Genomic DNA, 18,254 nt, shown 5'->3' with positions numbered 1-18,254 from the left:
GACAGGCTACCGCTCCGCGACGTTCACGCGCCCCGTACAAACAGAGCAGGCCTGGCTCACTCGCGGCGGCCCGCACCAGCTTGCTACCGCTGGACATACGTTGTTTACCTACCTTCCCAAAACATCACCAGCCGAAGCATCGGATTCTCGTTCTGCGTGCATTAATTTTTTTGATATTTTGGAAAGATGGCTTATAATCCCACTTTTCCGCACGATGAAAAGCAGCGCACGGAACGGAAAAATTCATCCGCAATTTCGAGACATGCCGGCTATATTTGTCAAAATTTTCTTGCTTACTTACTCCTCGCAAAACCAATAAATCACAACTTTAAATAGTTAATATCTGAGAAATAAATTTTGACTATTTAAATCTGTTTTCCTCGCCGCATCCCCGCATCGCTTTTCTATCCTAATCTGCAATATCAGAAACTCGTCTTACTGAGTGCCGATACGCGTTTCTGCGAACTAACTTACTATTCATGCTGAATCCCGAAAAACAACCCAGACATACCCCAAGCGGTGAAGCGCATCCACCGCCACTGTTTCGCAGCGAAGTTCTCGCGTCAAAAAGCGCGCAATGGATCGGCGCGATTCGCTTGGCTCAGCCAATTTCAAGAAGCGTCATTGCTTTCTGCTCACTGGCAATTGCATCATGTTTAATCATGTTTATGGCGTTCGGAAGCGTAACAAAAAAGGCGCGCATTTCGGGGATTACAACGCCAATCAGTGGGAGTCTTACCATCAGCTCCCTCAATGCAGGCGTATTGGTGCAAAATCATGTGGTTGAAGGTCAGCAGGTCAAGGCCGGTCAAATTTTGTTCGAGCTTTCCACTGAACGCCAGGGGAATAACGGGGAGATAACTGAGCTGATCGGCCAGCAGCTGGGCATTCGGAAGCAAACCCTCGAAGGCGAACGCGCCACACGGGTCGCGCAAGACAGCGAAAAAAACCGAAGCATTAACGCGCGCATGGCCAACCTCCTTATGGAAGCGGAACAGATCGATCAGGAACTGGCTTTGGCTGAACGCCGTCTGAGCCTCGCGGAAAAAAACCGGGATAAATTCGACACTTTGCAAACCAGCGGATTCGTTTCATCTGTGCAGTCGCAACAGAAATTGGAAGATGTATTAGACCTGACTTCCCGCATAAGCACGCTGAAACGGTCAAAAGTACAGCTGAAGTCCAACCAAATGAGTTTAGAGTCGGAAAAGATTGACGTGGCGGCAAATCATAGTTCAATCATGGCGCAACTTCGACGGGCAGTCGCCTCCTTGGATCAAGAGGTCGCGGAAAACCAAAATCGAAAAACAAGTTTGGTTGTCGCTCAGCAAGACGGAATTGTTACCACGGTAACGTATCAGCCTGGACAATTCGTAAATGCAGCGCAGGTGCTGGCAACCCTCATTCCCAAGAATAGCGCAAGCTCCGCCAGCAATGAATTACAAGTACATCTTTATGCCCACAGCAGAACCGCGGGATTTATTGCGCCTGGACAATCTGTGCTTATACGATACCAGGCTTACCCCTATCAAAAATTTGGCTTGCAACGGGGGACTATCATTGATGTCAGCAAGACGCCATTCGCGCCCAATGAGCTTCCTTCAAACGTCGCGAGTACCATTCTCAGCAATGCTCAACAAAATACGATAGGGGTCAATCCCAACGAAGGTGTCTATCGGATAAAAGTGAAATTGGACAAGCAGACCATCGATACCTATGGCACAAAACAGGCTCTTAAGCCGGGCATGACACTCGACGCCGACGTACAGCAGGACAGCCGGAAGATTTGGGAGTGGATCGCGGAACCTTTGCTCGCCGTCACACGACGCTGAAACCGGTCTTCATCGACCTCAAGTACGACCATTTCCGCCGCTCTTTCTCCAAAATTGCCGTGCGGTTGATTCATTAAATTTTTCCTGTATATCCTCCTATGAAGTCTATTCTGCAAAATGAGTCAAGCGAATGCGGGCTTGCGTGCCTTGCCATAGTCGCCAGCCACTTCGGCTTTAACTCCGACCTGAGCGAATTACGCAGGCAATTCGCCATTAGCTTGAAGGGCGCGACGCTTAATCAACTCATGCGCCACGCTGCAGCCATGAATCTTGCGGCCCGCCCTCTCCGCCTCGAACTTGACGAATTGCAGGAACTTCAAGTGCCGTGCATCCTGCATTGGGACCTCAACCACTTTGTCGTTCTCAAAAGAATCTCAAGAGGCCTTCGGGGAAAAATCACCGTCGTTCTGCTAGACCCTGCGGTAGGCGAGCGCCGCATGACGCTTGAAGAGGTATCCCACCACTTCACCGGGGTCGCCTTGGAACTGTGCCCGACCGCGGCATTCAAGAAAGAAGATCGAACCAAAAAAATATCCATCAGGGAACTTGCCGGCAAGATAATTGGATTGCGGCGTGCGCTCGTCCAGGTAATTATGCTTGCCCTGGCACTGGAAATCTTCGCGATTGTAACGCCATTATTCAACCAATTCGTGGTCGATGAGGTAATCATCAGCGGCGATCGGGAGCTGCTGAAAGTGCTGGTTTTCGGGTTTGCCCTGCTTTTGATAACCCAAACGGCAATCGGATTGGCTCGTAGCTGGTTCTTGATGCGATGGAGTATAGACATTGGATTTCAGTGGACCACCCGGGTATTTACCCACATGATGCGCTTGCCGGTATCGTATTTTGAAAAGCGCCATTTGGGCGATATTGTTTCGCGTTTCGGGAGTATCGGGGCGATCCAAGGGACCCTCACGAGTTTGTGCGTAGAGAGCGTTTTGGACGGTGTAATGGCGCTCATGGCGTTGGGCATGATGCTTCTATACAGTCCGAAATTATGCTTGATCGTCATCATCGCCGTTTCCTTTTATGCTTTATTACGCTGGGCGTTCTTTCATCCCTTGCGGGAAGCGTCGAGCGAACGCCTGATATTGTCGGCCAAGGAAAGTTCAAATTTTCTTGAGACGATCCGCGCAATCGTCCCTCTGAAGTTGTTTGGCCGCGAAGCCGAACGCGCCGCCAGGTGGCAAAACTTGAGACAGGACGTTATCAATCGCGATATCAAAACGCAAAAAATTGGTATTACCTTCAAAGTTTCCAGCACCGCGATCACGGGAGCCCAAGGCCTCGCGCTCTTCTATCTGGGTGCCGGCTTGGTCATGGAAAATGCCTTGACCATCGGCATGCTCATGGCCTTTATGAGTTACGCCGGTACTTTCTCGGGCAGGATCGTCAGTCTCATCGATTTATACATTAACGTTAAGATGCTCGGCATGCACGCCGAAAGGCTGGCCGACATCGTGCTGGAAGAAGCCGAAACCGACTTAATTGTGGAAACGGAGACGAGCAGAATTCGTCCCGCCATAACCTTGAGAAACGTGAAATTTCGATACGCCGAAGGAGAGCCTTGGGTGCTCGACAACGTCAGCCTGCATATTCCGGCCGGTCAAAGCATTGCTTTGGTGGGTCCAAGTGGATGTGGAAAAACGACGATGTGCAAAATTATTCTTGGCTTGCTGGAACCGACTGAAGGCGATGTCCTGATCGATGATATCCCGATTCGCCAACTTGGTCTTCGCACTTATCGGAAACTGGTCGGAACTGTCATGCAGGACGACGTTCTCTTAGCCGGCTCGATTCTCGATAACATTAATTTTTTCAACGAGAGCACCGATAGTGCGAAAGTCGAGCACTGTGCATTAATGGCATCCGTGCATGCTGAAATAGCAGCGATGCCGATGGGATATCAAACTCTGGTGGGGGATATGGGAAGCAGTCTTTCCGGCGGGCAGAAACAGCGCATTTTATTGGCTCGTGCCTTATATAAGTCACCAATCGTGCTAGCACTGGATGAAGCCACCAGCCACCTGGACATCCATAATGAAAAGAGGGTAAATGCCGCTATCAAGCAGCTTAACCTGACTTGCATCATGGTAGCCCATCGGCCGGAAACAATCGCATCGGCGCAGAGAGTCGTTGAATTGCGCGGGGGCCAAGTCGTAGAATTGCGCAACCTTGATAAGGATAACAACGCTGAGATGATTGAAAAATCCCCACAGCCAGAGGTTGCCGTCACTAACACATGAGCGCGCTGCCGTTTGCAGCGGCCATCAATTGAGGCGGGTTGCAGAATATTCCTGACGATCCGTCACCATCAAATCGGCCAGTTCGACCGGTGGCAGGGCGTCAGAACGACTCATCCCGACGTGGTTTGGCTGGCACCGAATTACTCGTATTGCGACGCAACGATCATCCGCTTTGAACTCGAGGTTGAGGCGATAGAACAACTGTGCGAAAAATGTCGCCGCTCAACGTAACCCAGATTGGCGGCTGCCTTTTGGCCAACACGCCCGGGCGCTGCACGGCGTATGTGACGGCGCGCAGCAGCGCCAGCAACGGGCGGCGCGCCCTAGCGACGGGAGACAAAGCTAATCTGACGCTTGAGTAGCGGCAATAGCGTATGCGCCGGCCAGAACAAAACTCTTACAGGAGCAGACCGTCGACAAGTGGGGTGCGGGAATGAGGCGCAGTTATCGTTGCGCACAGGGCGGGTGCGGTATTGCGTTGTCGATTCCTTGCTTCAAAATAGAAGATCAACGAATTCAGGCATCCGACGGGACAAAGCGACAAACATATCTGTGGAGGGGAGCAGCCGAGGGCAATTTTTATGGCACTAGCATGAACTGCGGACAGACTTACGGTAAGACTGCAGCGTCAAATCATGTCGCCGCATTGATCCACTTCAGAAACGCTGGTGCGGCACTCATCACGGCAATACTTAAAAGAAAAATCGCAGCATTACGGGATTTTTTTTCCGGAACAGGAAATGTTATTTTTTTCATTTTCAACGCAATCAGGCTAGACACCAGGATTGCCAAGACAATTAAAATATGATAGCTCAATTTGTTTTTTTCACAGATGGGAAATGGACGCTACAGCATGTACGATATTTCAATGTCCGATCTACAAAGTCATTGATTTTTTCAACCTAACACTGAGGGGAACCGCGCAAGCGCTCGACAATTATTTTAGATGGTCTTATTAATGTGTGCGGGCCATCCTTAACGCCAAGAAATGCTGCCTATGAGGCCGGCTCCAGGTAATTCTTTCCATACTCGGCTACTGAAGCACCTTTTCTCTTACATTTATGTATTTCTTTTCCAAAAACCTGAACGGCGAGAATCACACCATTCAGGCTCCGGGATGTTATTGCGGGTGCTGGGTATTACCGAAGGAATCAACCACGAGTACACTCGACCAATATGCCAATACTACCACGGCAGTTACAACCAACGCAGGCGCTGCGGCGACGCTGCCTGCGGCAATGGCGAGCCCGCCAGCAAGGCCCCAACCAGCAAAGCCGACACCCATTTCGGTGTAATCGTTTCCGATCGAGGCGATTGATTGATATTGCATCGGCGCAGTGGTCGTAATTTCTGGCATGCACTGTACGCCATTTCCATCAATTGTCAGGTTCAGTGCACCACTGGTGTCGTCTACCGCGCCACCAGAAACATAGTCCAACTCGCTCATATTTAATGCACGCATCTATTTTTTTCCTTTTTTAGTTTTAAAATCTGCCACGCAGGGCTAGATCACAGGCAGTTTGCAACCTATTTTCCGAACTGCCTGTGCCGTAATTTTAAATCAAAATTAATTTTTCGTCAGTATATTTATGAGTTAAATTTGGCAACGCAAAAGAAAATATCATCGAGCGAAAATGGATGAAACCGGACAGCACATCTGGAAGCGACGTGAAGCTATATTTATAACTGTCTAGCCCCTATGAAGAGCTATCGAAAAGCGTCGATTTTTGCTTAAAAAGGCGGCATAAAATTCCAGCTTGCCCAATTTTCCAGCAAAAATGCACGCTTTTTACTAGCTGTCATACGGGCTGAACAGTTACCTATATTTTAGGTAGGCAGTTCTGGTTGCAAAGATGAGACTGCGCATTAAACCGGCAGGCGGTATTATGGCTGGCGGCGCGTCTTTGCATGCGTCGCGACCAATATATGCAAACCACATTAACAACAAACCCGCATGGCTGGCGATACGCGTAGGCACCTTGTTATACACAACTCAGCTGTCACCATCTGAGGTTTCAAACGGTGTTTACAATCAATGACTTGGCGCTGCATTTTTAAACAGCAAGGACATGGCGTTTCCTCATGACTTTTGCGTCGCGCAATTGTCCAACCGATCGATGGCATGAACGGAAACGGAATTCTAGCAACTCGATGCAGGTGGGAAGCGGCGAGCAAGGACATTGATGGAAATTATGGCAGCAGACTGAGTAAAGGATAGCGGGGCATCCAGAGATATTGTGTCTGCAGAACTGAACTGGACCTCAACGGCCAACAGGCGCAAAGGCACGGTCCGCTGAGCTAAGGGTGCAAGGCGCATGTACGTGCATCCGAAGCATACAGTAGCGACAGCGCGTGAACCGCTCGGCCTTTTCGACGTATTGTCGACCAACCGTGTCGCGACCAACGCGGCAGCGGTAAGCCGCGCTGATCGATCGGTACAGGACATGGCACGGTTGATTGCACCAGTCGGCGGCCTAATTGCTCGAAAAAGTGATGACGCGCCAGGCGCCAGGACGAACTGGAAGGGCTGCGTGACGTGCGAGCTTGTGCGCAGGCTCATCGTGAAATGCAGCTGCTTTCACCTTGTGTATAACGAAATTCGGCACGCTACAACCAGCCCGATTTCCTGAACCGGTAGTACAGGTAGACGCACACGCTGATCATCGCGCTGATCGCAACGGCGTAGCCGTACTTCCATTTCAGCTCCGGCATGAAGTCGAAGTTCATCCCCCACACCCCGGCGAACGCGGTAAACACCGCGAAGATCGCAGCCCAGGCGGCCAGCCGTTTATTGACTTCGCCATCGTCGATGGCCACCATTGACAGGTTGACCTGGATCGCCGTGCCGATCGTATCGCGGATGGTATCGAGCGCGCCGTTGATCCTTTGCAGGTGATCGTGCACATCGCGGAAGTATTCCTGGGTGTCGAGACAGAACGCCGGCACCCGTCCGCCATGCAGCTTGCCGATGGCGTCGAGCAGCGGCGTGACCGCGTGGCGCAGCATCAGCACCTTGCGCTTGAGTTCATACAGGCGTTCGATATTGGTGCGCTGCGAGCCGCGGATAAAAATCCGGTCTTCGATCGTTTCGAGTTCCGTTTCGAGCGCATCGACCACCGGAAAATAGCGGTCGACCACCGCATCCATCAGCGCATAGAGCACGAACGACGAGCCCTTGGCCAGCAGGTGCGGTTCGCGTTCGGCACGCGCGCGCACGCCGAGAAAACCGCGCATCACATTGTTGCGCACCGAGAGCACGTAATTGTCGCCGACGAACATGGCCACCTGGCCCACGCTCATCTCATCGCCATCCATCTCGACCGTTTGCACGACCACGAACAGCGAATCGCCGTACTCCTCGATCTTGGGCCGCTGGTGGCCGCGCAGCGCGTCTTCCACCGCCAGTTCGTGCAGGCCGAATTCGTGCTGCATGATGGCCAGTTCATCCGGCTGGGCGTCCTTCAGGGCCACCCACACGAAGCAGTCGGGTTTTTGAATATAGTCGCTGATGGCTTCGACGGAAATGTCGGACAGCTTTTTGCCTTCCTGGTAGGCGACGCAGTTGATCAGCATGGTGGTTCCAACAATAAATTGGACAGAAGCTTACACCATGGCGCGGCCGGACGGGGGCACGCCCCGCTCCCAGCCGCCGCCCTACTCGTCCTTGGCGCCATCGATCCCCAATTCGGCGATCTTGCGGGTGATGGTGTTGCGGCCGATCCCCAGGCGCACCGCGGCATCGTTCTTGCGCCCGTGCGTGTGCTTGAGCGCCGTCTTGATCAACGCCGACTCGAACTGCCGTCCCAGCACATCCATCACCTCCGACTGCCCGGCCGCCAGCATGCTGGCCGCCTGCAGCTCCAGCAAGCCAATCCAGCCGTCGGCCGCGCCCAGCGCCACGCCGGCGCCGCCCGCGAGGATGCCCGCGTGGCCGTTGGCCGGCGGCGCACTGTCGCCCATGGCCAGCGGCAGCGCCGTTTCGGCCCCGCCTTCCTGCGTCAGTTCGAGCGGCATGTCCTTCACGTCCACCGTCTGCCCGGGCGCCATCACGGTGATCCAGTTGCACAGGTTTTCCAGCTGGCGCACATTGCCCGGCAAATCGAGCCCGGTGAGAAAATGCAGCGCCGGATCGCTCATGCGCTTGGCCTCGACGCCGAGCTGGCGCGCGCTCTGCACCAGGAAGTGGCGCACCAAAAGGGGGATATCCTCGCGCCGCTCCCGCAAACTGGGCAGGCGCAGGCGGATCACGTTCAGGCGGTGGTACAAGTCTTCGCGAAACAGGCCGTCGCGCACGCGCTGTTCCAAGTTCTGGTGGGTGGCCGTGATGACGCGCACATTGGCCTTCATCGGCTGGTGCCCGCCGACCCGGTAAAAGTGGCCGTCCGAAAGCACCCGCAGCAGGCGCGTTTGCAGGTCGAACGGCATGTCGCCGATTTCATCCAAAAACAGGGTGCCGTTTTCGGCCTGCTCGAAGCGGCCGCGCCGCGTGGTCTGGGCGCCCGTGAAGGCGCCGCGCTCGTGGCCGAACAGTTCGGATTCGAGCAAGTCCTTCGGGATCGCCGCCGTATTCAAGGCGATGAAAGGCTGCTGCGCGCGCGGGCTGTGCTTGTGCAGCGCGCGCGCGACCAGCTCCTTGCCGGTGCCCGATTCGCCCGTGATCAGCACCGTCACATTCGACTGCGACAAGCGCCCGATGGCGCGGAACACTTCCTGCATGGCCGGCGCCTGGCCCAGGATTTCGGGCGTGTCGGTGGGACCGGATTCGATGCTGGTCTCGCGCAGGCTTTCTTCGAGCGCGCGCCGGATCAGTTCCACCGCCTTGTCGATATCGAACGGCTTGGCCAGGTACTCGAAGGCGCCGCCCTGGAAGGCCGCAACCGCCGAATCGAGATCGGAAAACGCGGTGATGATAATCACCGGCAGGCCGGGATAAGTGGCCTTGACCGTTTGCAGCAGGTCCAGCCCCGACTCGCCCGGCATGCGGATGTCGGACACCAGCACTTGCGGCGTATCGAATTCGAGCGCGGCCATCGCATCGCGCGCGTTGGAAAAGCTTTTGGTCGCGAGGTTCTCGCGCGCCAGGGCTTTTTCAAGCACCCAGCGGATCGAGGCGTCGTCGTCGACTATCCAGATTGGTTTCATGTGTTCGCGCTTCCCCGCAATATGGATCTTCAATTGATGGGACCCGGAATCCGGGGCTGAGGCGCGGCTTATGGCAGCGGCAACAGGATCCTGAAATCCGTAAATCCAGGCCGGCTCTCGCACTCGATCACACCCATGTGCTGCTGCACGAAGGTCTGCGCCAGTGTCAGCCCCAGGCCGCTGCCGCCCTCCCGTCCCGATACCAGGGGATAGAAAATGCGGTCGCGGATCTGCGGCGGGATGCCCGGTCCATTGTCGATGATATGCAAGTCTAATGCCAGCCCGTAGCGTACCTTGGCCAGGGTCACCTGGCGCGCCACGCGGGTCTTGAAAACCAGCTCGGCGTCGCCCGCCACGATGCGCTCGGACAGGGCCTGCGCGGCATTGTGCGCGATATTGAGCACGGTCTGGATCAGCTGTTCCTTGTCGCCCCTGAACTCGGGAATCGACGCATCGTAATCGCGCCGGATGGAGAGCCCAAGCGGGAACTCGGCCAGGATCAGGCTGCGCACGCGCTCGCACACTTCATGGATGTTGACGTCGCCGACGATATGCGGACGCCGGTGCGGCGCCAGCAGGCGGTCGACCAGGGTTTGCAGGCGGTCCGCTTCCTTGATGATCACCTGCGTGTATTCGCGCAGCTGGGTCAGATGGCGCGCCGGCAGTTCGAGTTCGAGCAGCTGCGCCGCGCCGCGGATGCCGCCCAGGGGATTTTTGATCTCGTGCGCCAGGTTGCGCACCAGTTCCTTGTTGACCTGGCTCTGGTCGAGGATGCGCTCTTCGCGGTCGAGTTTCAACTGCTGGACGTTCTCGCGCAGTTCGATCACGATGCCCGATTCGCCGGCCTCGCTGACGATACTGTGCACGTGCAGCGGGTCGCGCCCGCTGCGCTCCAGGGTCAGGTCCTGGCGCAGGTCGGAGTATTTATGGGCCAGCGCCTGCGCGCACAGATTGAGTAATTCCTCGGCGTTGAGGAACAGGGTATGGAGCTGCTGGCGTTGCAGGGCCCTGAGCGAGCTTTCCAGCAGATTCTCGGCGGCCGCGTTGGCGAAGGTGATGGTGCCGTCGGCGTCGACCAGCAGCACGGCCGACGCCAGCAAATCGAGGCCGGCCAGGGCCTCGCGCCGTGCGACGCCAGGCGCGGCCGGGGGCAAGGCCGGGGTCAAGACCGGGGTCATTTAATGTTTGAAATTTCGCGCCGCAGCGCTTCGATGTTCTTCTCGGCGCGCGCGATGTTCTCGGCCATCGACTTGACCCGCTCTTCGTACTTGGCGTAGTTCTTCTCGTTGCCCTGGCGTTCAGGCTCGCCCTTGTTGTATTCGCGTTTGAGTTCGGCCAGCTTCTTCTCTTCGGCGCGCAATTCGTCGTTGAGAATCTGGCGCCGGTCGGAGTCGCGCGCGCGCTGCTCGCTGTCGCCCACCTTGGGGAAATCGGTCGGCGTGGTCACCGGCTTGGCCGGACCGCTGCTCTTGCGCGCCGACGGAGCGGGGATATTGTTCGGCACATCGAGCTGCTTGCAGCCCGGCTTGGGGTTGTCGGTCAACTCCTTGCGCCCGCTGGCATCGACGCATAAATAGATGTCGGCCCGGGCCGGCAGCTGCGCGCCGAGGCCGGCGAACAGCACCAGCGCCAGCAAAGGCATACGCAGCGGTCGGTGCGGGCGAATTCGGGACATCCTCGTTATCATAAGCATCAGCGTTGTTTCACGGAATTCCGTGGAGTAATTAGATTCAACCGAATATACAACATCCAATGAAAAACGCGAGGAAAGCCTTGGCCTTCCTCGCGTTTTTGTACCGGAGAGATACGTTTTGATGTCTCCCCGGCCATAGATGCTGCAAGTTGGCAATGATTGCCAACCAAAAACAATTACAGCGAGTAGTACATGTCGAACTCGGCCGGGTGCGTGGTCATGCGCATGCGCTGCACGTCCTGCATTTTCAGTTCGATGTAGGCATCGATCATGCTGTTGCTGAAAACACCACCGCGCGTCAGGAACTCGCGGTCCTTGTTCAGGTTGTCGAGCGCTTCTTCGAGCGAGGCGCACACGGTCGGGATCAGCGCGTCTTCTTCCGGCGGCAGGTGGTACAGGTCTTTCGACGCTGCTTCGCCCGGGTGGATCTTGTTGGCGATACCGTCCAGGCCAGCCATCAGCAGCGCGGCGAAGCACAGGTACACGTTGGCCAGCGGATCCGGGAAGCGGGTCTCGATGCGGCGGCCTTTCGGGTTCGCCACGTGCGGGATGCGGATCGATGCCGAACGGTTCTTGGCCGAGTAAGCCAGCTTGACCGGCGCTTCGTAGCCTGGCACGAGACGCTTGTACGAGTTGGTGCCCGGGTTGGTGATCGCGTTCAGTGCCTTGGCGTGCTTGATGATGCCGCCGATGTAGAACAGCGCATCTTCCGACAGGCCGGCATAGCCGTCGCCGGCGAACAGGTTTTTGCCGTCTTTCCAGATCGACTGGTGCACGTGCATGCCCGAGCCGTTGTCGCCAACGATCGGTTTCGGCATGAAGGTGGCGGTCTTGCCATAGCTGTGGGCCACGTTCCAGACCACGTATTTCAGGTTCTGGGTCCAGTCGGCGCGCTCGACCAGGGTCGAGAACCTGGTGCCGATTTCATTCTGGCCGGCGCCGGCCACTTCGTGGTGGTGCACTTCGACCGGGATGCCCAGTTCTTCGAGGATCAGGCACATTTCCGAGCGCATGTCCTGGAACGAATCGACTGGTGGCACCGGGAAGTAGCCGCCCTTGACGGTTGGACGGTGGCCGCTGTTGCCGCCTTCGGTCTTGGCATCGGTCGCCCACGACGATTCATCCGAATCGATCTTGACGAAGCAGCCCGACATGTCGATCTTCCAGCGCACGCTGTCGAAGATGAAGAATTCCGGCTCAGGGCCGAAGTAGGCGGTGTCGCCGATGCCGGTCGACTTGAGGTAGGCTTCGGCGCGCTTGGCGATCGAACGCGGGTCGCGGTCGTAGCCCTTGCCATCGGCTGGCTCGATGACGTCGCACTGCATGAACAGCGTGACTTCTTCCATGAACGGATCGATGTTGGCCGTGTTCGGGTCTGGCATGAGCAGCATGTCGGACGCTTCGATGCCCTTCCAGCCGGCGATCGACGAGCCGTCGAAAGCGTGGCCCGATTCAAATTTGTCGAGATCGAAGTGCGATACCGGAACCGTTACGTGCTGCTCTTTGCCACGCGTGTCGGCGAAGCGAAAGTCCACAAAGCGAACGTGCTTCTCTTTAACCATTTCCAAGACTTCTGCGGCCGTCATTGCCATGCGTATCTCTCCTAATATAAATGGGGGGTTGCCACCTCGGCGGCAAAACTCACAGGGATCATAGCAGAAAGCGTGCCAGCCAGACCATGCGGACCGAATGGCACAGCAGCGTTGAAAATGCTGCCAAATATCACTAAACTCCGGAGTCCCTGCTGCGGCGCGGCGCCGGGCGCCTGACCGGGTTCGCACCACCGTGGTGCGAATCTCGCCGACTGCACCAAGTTGATGCATCATGCACCGAAAAGGTAAATATGCCGCGCCGTGGTGCGCCGCTCATATAATAATCGCAAACTTGACCGAGGAATACGCCATGAGTAACGCTGACACCCTGCTTGCCGCCGCCCGCACCCGCGCGCCTGGCCAACCGTATGCGGGAGCGGTGACGCCGCAGGAAGCGTGGGAACTGCTGCAAAGCGAGGCGCGCGTGCGCCTGGTCGACGTGCGCACCGATGCCGAGCGCGCGTGGGTGGGCAAGGTTGCCATTCCGGCGCAGCAGCACTGCGCGGTGCAGTGGAGTACCTGGCCCGATGGCGCGCCCAATCCCGATTTCGTGCAGCAGTTGGAAGCGGTGGCGCAGAAAGACGAAGTGCTGCTGTTCTTGTGCCGCTCGGGCGTCAGGTCGCGTCACGCCGCGCGCGTGGCGACGGAAAATGGTTATGCGCAGTCGTTCGATATCCTGGAAGGCTTCGAGGGCGACAAGGATGCCGATGGTCACCGCAAGACGGTCGGTGGATGGTGCAAGGCGGGCTTGCCGTGGATGGGAGCCTGAAGCCCGTATAGGTTCATAGCCTATACACGCTAACGCCGTTCCTCCTTCGACGGAAACGACGGGGCTACGCCAAGGCGTTTTTCACCCGCTGCCGCACAAAATTGATATGGCTGCGCAGGCCATACAAGCCATCGGCAAACGCCAGCGGAATCGAAATCTGGTTCACCATTTCCTCGATTTCATCCAGGCGTTTCAACAGCCCGGCGCACACTTGCGCGCGCTGCGGTCCCTGCGCCGCCTCCAGTTCCTGCTCCACCGTGCGCAGCTGCCCGTACCAGCGGTACACGCGCGAGCGAATCCGCCACACGTACAAGGGCGGCACCACCTTCGACAGCGGCAGCACGAGCGCCGCCAGCGCCACCACCACGACCCACATCCGGTCGAAGAAATTGGCCAGCCAGAAGCTCATGTAGCGCTGCAGCAGCGGTGCGCCATCCTTGTAGAACTTGGCCGCTTCGCGCGCCACGGGAATTTCGGTATAGCGCGCCGACGGGAACTGTCCCTGCTGCTGGAACCAGCCAGTCCCGCCATGAATTTCGCTCGCTGCCTGCACGTACAGGTCGATCAGCGCCGGATGTAAATCCTCGCGCGCCACCAGGGTCGCGGTGGGGGCGATCAGGTGATAGTCCTGGGCCGGCAAGTCGCGCCCGACGTCGACAATCCCGCGCGGCAGCACCACGTGCGAGACGAACGGCAAACGCCGCGAATACGCCTCGGCCTGCGTGAAATCGAACAGTTTGAAGCCCGGCGTTTGCAGCAGCATCTGCACCAGCGGCGCATCCGGCCCGGAGCTGAACACGAGGCCATCGATGCGCCCTTCGAGCAGCTCCACCGTGCCCGGCGTGTTTTCCAGCGCGCCGATGGTCAGGTCGCCCGGCTCGATGCCGTTCAGCGCCAGCACCTGGCGAAACAGCTTGGGTACGCCGCTACCTTCCGGTCCGAGGTTGATTTTCAAGCCCTTGAGCTGCGAGATCTGGGTAACCTTGGCGTCCTCGCGCAGGAACAGCCAGACCGGTTCGGTGAACAGGCTGCCGATCGAAACCAGTCCCTTGCGCTGGGCTTCAGCCTGCTCGGTCGACCCGCTCTGCACAAAAGCGATATCGACCTTGCCTTCGTTGAGGTGCTGCAGGTTGTCCTGCGAACCGAGGGAGCGCTGCAAGGTGACCTGGATGCCATGCTTACCCAGCCTGGCCGCGTATTTTTTGCCGAATTCCTCATAGGCGCTGTTTTCCTGGCCGGTGCCGAGCGTGACGCTGCGCGGCGGCGAGGGATCGACGAGGAAGTAGGCGAGCGCGCACAGCGCGACGATGGTGAGGACGGTGGGGCCGGCGGTGGCAACCAGGTCGCGAAACGAGAACTGGGTAAACTTCCGGATTTTGGACATCGCACGTTGCAAAGGTTTCATGGTTCGGTACGATGCCAACATTCGCACAAACATGCAAGGGCAATCAATCCGGGGGGACCGGCTTGCTGCATCTACCGTTAACCTAAAAACCGTCTTTCCCGCGCAGGCGGAAATCCAGGTTCGTGCCGCAGCCAAAGGCGGCTCGACAAAATTGGATTCCCGCCTGCGCAGGAAAGACGGTTTTCAGTTTGGCGGTACTAACACACGGTCCGGTACTACCATTTCGGAACCAGCTTCAATTATTTAATAGCGCAGCCGCCATCAACGCACGCACTGCTTGGCCGTGCTGTCAGCCGGCGGCTCGATCATGGGCATCAGAGCGGGCGCCAGCACCGTCAGCAACTGCACCGGCAAGGCGCTGGTGAAGTCGTAGTCGGCCGACGACGGTCCGTGCACATACGCCGTCATGCTCCCAAAAAAGCGCTCGCCGATGTTGAAGACAAACGTCGCCGAGCGGTTCACGTAACGCGATTCGATCAGCCGTCCACCGCCGCCATACACCTCGAAGCGCTGGTCGCCCGTACCGGTCTTGCCACCCACGGCGATGATGCTGCCGTCAGCCATCTTGAAGGCGGTCTTGACGCGCTTGGCGGTACCGTCCGACACCACGCCGCGAATCGCATCGGCCACCGCGCGCGCCACTTCCGGCGCCAGAATCTGCTCGCCCGGCGCGCTCTTGGCCTGCTTGACCAGCGTTTCGTACGGCGTATCGGCGGCAAAGTGCAGCGAGTCGATGCGCTGCACCGGTTTGCGCACGCCCTTGTTGACGATAATGCCCATCATCTCGGCCAGCGACGCCGGACGGTCGGCCGACGCACCCAAGGTGGTCGCGTACGACGGCACCAGCGAGTCGAACGGATACCCCATCTTCTTCCACTGCGCATGGATCTTCAGGAACGCTTCGACTTCCAGCAGCCCGGCAATGCGGCGGTCCTGCGCATGCTTGCGGTGCGTGTTGAACAGCCACGCATAGACTTCCTGGCGCTGTTTGGCGCTGGCCGCCACCATGTCGGAGTACGTGGCGTTCGGATTGGCGCGGAAGTAACCGACCAGCCACAATTCGAGCGGGTGGATGGTGGCCAGGTAGCCGCGGTCGGCCAGCGACATGTTGGCCGGCGCATACTGGTCGTACATGCGCGCGATGCGCTCGTCCGGCACTTCGTTGGCCGATACCAGGTTGTCCTTCACGAAGGCCGTGAACTGGGCCAGCGTGGCGTTCGGGCCGATCGTGCGGTGCACGTTGGCCAGCCGGGTCGGGGTCGGACGGAAGCTCGCCAGCAGCACTTTTTCGGCGTCGGCCGCGTTCTTGCCCTTGTACTTGTTATAGAAGCGGCCGAGGAACTCGCGACCTTCGCGGTCGGCGAAGCGGGCCAGGTATTCGGCGCGGCGCGGATCGTCGGAATCGGCCAGCAGCGCCGCCGAGGAACCAGGCAGCTGGAACATGTAGTAGCGCACCACGTCGCGCATCAGGCGCACGAAGACCAGGTTGGTCGAGCTGCGCAGCGCTTCGCGCACGCTCAGGATGCGCGAGTTATCGAGCTTGCTGAAGTTGCCGAAGGTGTGCATGCCGCCGCCGGTGAAGAAGCCTTCGGCCGGGCTGCCCGAGTACTTGCGTTCGATCGCCGCTTCCAGCATGGCCGGCAGGTCGCGCGCGGCGCCCGACGGCAAGGTCAAAAAGTATTCGATCGCCCACTGCGACAGCCGGTCCTTGGGATCGACCACCGTCTTGCGCAGTTCCTCGGCGCTCATGCCGTTGAAGCGCTGGTACAGCTGATCGACGATGTCCATGTAGGTCACCAGGGTGCGCAGCTTGGCGGTGGAACCCAGATCGAGCTTGGCGCCTTCGTTGATGTCGAGCGGCTGGTCGTAGTTATCGGTCTGCACGCGCAGGTAGTTGGCTCGTTCGCCGCGTTCCATGAGCGTGAAGCTGTAGACCACGTTGGCCGGGTCGCCATTGCCCAGCATGCCCTTGCCGGTCAGGCCGGCCTCCTGGGCCGATGCGGCGTCGCGCAGCTTGCGCAGCATGGCGGTGACGGCTTTCTGCGCTTCGGAGTCGAGCGTGCTGACTACCGACAGGTCGAGCCGGTCCAGGTTGTACAGGCGCGAGTCGCCCAGCAATCCGGCCAGGTGGGTACGCACCGCATTCGAGGCCTTGCGCGAGACGAAGGCATTGGCCGCCGGCGGCGCCACGCCGGAACCCTTGGCAGGTTCGAGCTTAACCGCCAGCGCGGCGTCGCGCAGCTGCGGCGTGATCACGCCGGCCTGGGCCAGCACGCGCAAGTGGGTGTTGGTCAGGTTTTCGAGGTCGTTGGCGCCGGCGCCCAGGTAGTGGGCCGGACGGCGCTGGGCGATCATCAGCGACAGCGCCTGTTTGTACACCAGCACCGCTTCAGGCGACTGCGGATCTTCTTTCAGTACCTTGTTCATGGCCGCGAAATCGCGTCCGTACCAGACCCACATGCCGTCGCCGATGCCGTTCACTTCACCGTAGCCTAGCTTGGCCGACAGCGGCACCGTGTTGAGGTAGTCGATGACGATCTGGCGCCGGGCGCGCGTGGTGTCTTCGCCGTACTGGTAGGCGCGCAGTGTGGCCGAGACCATCTGGCGCGCCTTTTCCGACAGCGAGTTGGTGCGTCCGTCCGGCGAATGGCGGTATTTTTCGATCTGGGTGGCCAGCGTGCTGCCGCCGGCCGAGCGCTTGTCGCCGCCGCTGAACACGTGCAGCGACTTGTCGAAGACGGCCTTGCTGAAGCGGTCCCACTCGACGGCGGGATTGCGTTTCGGGTAGGTCGGGTCGAGCAGTTCGCGGTTTTCGATGAACAGCAGGCTCTTGACGAGCGAGGACGGCGCATCGTCGAACTTTTCGTAGAAACGCTCCGGGTAGCGCGCCAAAAACAGCGGTTCGCTGCGGCAGTCGAGGATTTCGAGGCCGACCTTGGTCTTTTCGCGGTAGGTCGCGAACAGGCCCTGGTCGGCCAGCTCCACCATCTTGGGCGACAGGCGCGCCTGCGAATCGATCATGAAGTCGCGCGACTTGAGCTTGGTCAGGTATTCGGGCATGTTGGCATAGCCGAGCCGCTCGTCGTACGGGCTGTCGTGCGGGAAGCGGATGTTGGTGCTCGGGCCCTTCTCGACCTTGTAGCTGATCTTTTTGGCGATGCCGGCAAAATACTTGGCCTGCATCGACGAGGTGCGCACTTCGTCGAGCACCCACCAGACGCCAGCGCCCAGCAAGACCAATATCAGCAGCCACAGGACCAGTTTGATGCGGCTGCGGCGGCGTGGCGGGGTGCCTTGCGGCTCGGTGTCGGTTTCAGTGTCGGAATTGGGCAAGGTATCGGTGTCAGTATCGGTGTCGGTGTACGTGTCGGATGCGCCGGCGGCGCCGTCGTGAACGAGGGAAAGGTGGGGAGGCTGCGCCGCCGTGCCGTCATCCGGCTCCGGCGGCACCTGGCCGAGTTGGCTCAACGCTGCGCGGGCGCGCAATTTGCGCACCGCGCTGGCGACGATGCGGGGCCGTCGAAAACGACGATTACTTTCCATGATGGCTCAACCGGTTCAAATCAATCGTCCCT

Annotated in this window: 12 protein-coding genes; 3 read left to right on the top strand and 9 right to left on the bottom strand. The window is 58.3% G+C overall.

Features of this window, described 5'->3' with window-relative positions; genetic code table 11:
• The first annotated feature begins 479 nt into the window (after window positions 1-479).
• Together CR152_RS08755 and CR152_RS08750 are read left to right on the top strand one after the other, a co-directional pair.
• Window positions 480-1,832 (top strand): HlyD family secretion protein, encoded by a 1,353-nt coding sequence (locus CR152_RS08755; protein ID WP_099874569.1) that lies wholly within the window; start codon window positions 480-482, stop codon window positions 1,830-1,832.
• 98 nt (window positions 1,833-1,930) lie between these two features.
• Window positions 1,931-4,078: a peptidase domain-containing ABC transporter gene (locus CR152_RS08750; RefSeq protein ID WP_099874568.1), complete on the top strand. Its 2,148-nt coding sequence runs from the start codon at window positions 1,931-1,933 to the stop codon at window positions 4,076-4,078.
• A 633-nt stretch (window positions 4,079-4,711) separates the two neighbouring features.
• Here the strand turns inward: CR152_RS08750 and CR152_RS32770 are convergent.
• The 7 genes from CR152_RS32770 to glnA all read right to left on the bottom strand — a co-directional run bounded on the left by CR152_RS32770 (window position 4,712) and on the right by glnA (window position 12,505).
• On the bottom strand, window positions 4,712-4,894 hold the full coding sequence (locus CR152_RS32770; RefSeq protein ID WP_157778395.1) for a hypothetical protein: 183 nt from the start codon (window positions 4,892-4,894) through the stop codon (window positions 4,712-4,714).
• A gap of 304 nt (window positions 4,895-5,198) precedes the next feature.
• Window positions 5,199-5,540, bottom strand: a complete 342-nt coding sequence (locus CR152_RS08745; RefSeq protein ID WP_157778394.1) for a hypothetical protein — start codon at window positions 5,538-5,540, stop codon at window positions 5,199-5,201.
• Window positions 5,541-6,685: 1,145 nt separating this feature from the next.
• Window positions 6,686-7,651, bottom strand: a complete 966-nt coding sequence (gene corA, locus CR152_RS08740; protein ID WP_099874566.1) for a magnesium/cobalt transporter CorA — start codon at window positions 7,649-7,651, stop codon at window positions 6,686-6,688.
• Window positions 7,652-7,732: 81 nt separating this feature from the next.
• Complete coding sequence (ntrC, locus tag CR152_RS08735; protein ID WP_099874565.1) at window positions 7,733-9,220, bottom strand: nitrogen regulation protein NR(I); 1,488 nt, start codon at window positions 9,218-9,220, stop codon at window positions 7,733-7,735.
• 68 nt (window positions 9,221-9,288) lie between these two features.
• The gene (gene glnL / locus CR152_RS08730; protein WP_099874564.1) at window positions 9,289-10,398 is read right to left on the bottom strand and encodes a nitrogen regulation protein NR(II); all 1,110 of its coding nucleotides are present in this window, start codon (window positions 10,396-10,398) and stop codon (window positions 9,289-9,291) included.
• Window positions 10,395-10,895, bottom strand: a complete 501-nt coding sequence (locus CR152_RS08725; RefSeq protein WP_229413318.1) for a DUF4124 domain-containing protein — start codon at window positions 10,893-10,895, stop codon at window positions 10,395-10,397. The genes glnL and CR152_RS08725 overlap by 4 nt, the downstream gene beginning before the upstream one ends.
• 194 nt (window positions 10,896-11,089) lie before the next feature.
• A complete protein-coding gene (glnA, locus tag CR152_RS08720) occupies window positions 11,090-12,505 on the bottom strand; it encodes a type I glutamate--ammonia ligase (protein ID WP_099874562.1) in 1,416 nt (471 codons plus the stop codon).
• Between the two features lie 310 nt (window positions 12,506-12,815).
• Between glnA and CR152_RS08715 the strand changes: the two genes are divergently transcribed.
• The gene (locus tag CR152_RS08715) at window positions 12,816-13,274 is read left to right on the top strand and encodes a rhodanese-like domain-containing protein (protein ID WP_099874561.1); all 459 of its coding nucleotides are present in this window, start codon (window positions 12,816-12,818) and stop codon (window positions 13,272-13,274) included.
• A gap of 64 nt (window positions 13,275-13,338) precedes the next feature.
• On the opposite strand, the gene CR152_RS08710 is transcribed toward CR152_RS08715, so the two are convergent.
• Complete coding sequence (locus CR152_RS08710) at window positions 13,339-14,658, bottom strand: TAXI family TRAP transporter solute-binding subunit (RefSeq protein ID WP_099874560.1); 1,320 nt, start codon at window positions 14,656-14,658, stop codon at window positions 13,339-13,341.
• Between the two features lie 282 nt (window positions 14,659-14,940).
• Window positions 14,941-18,222, bottom strand: coding sequence for a transglycosylase domain-containing protein (locus CR152_RS08705; protein ID WP_229413317.1), 3,282 nt, complete (start codon window positions 18,220-18,222; stop codon window positions 14,941-14,943).
• Window positions 18,223-18,254: the final 32 nt, after the last annotated feature.

It is taken from the genome of Massilia violaceinigra (assembly GCF_002752675.1).
In the GTDB taxonomy this organism is placed as follows: Bacteria; Pseudomonadota; Gammaproteobacteria; order Burkholderiales; family Burkholderiaceae_D; genus Telluria_A; species Telluria_A violaceinigra.
Note: the sequence above shows the minus strand (reverse complement) of the source record. Positions and strands in the feature narration are given on the sequence as shown.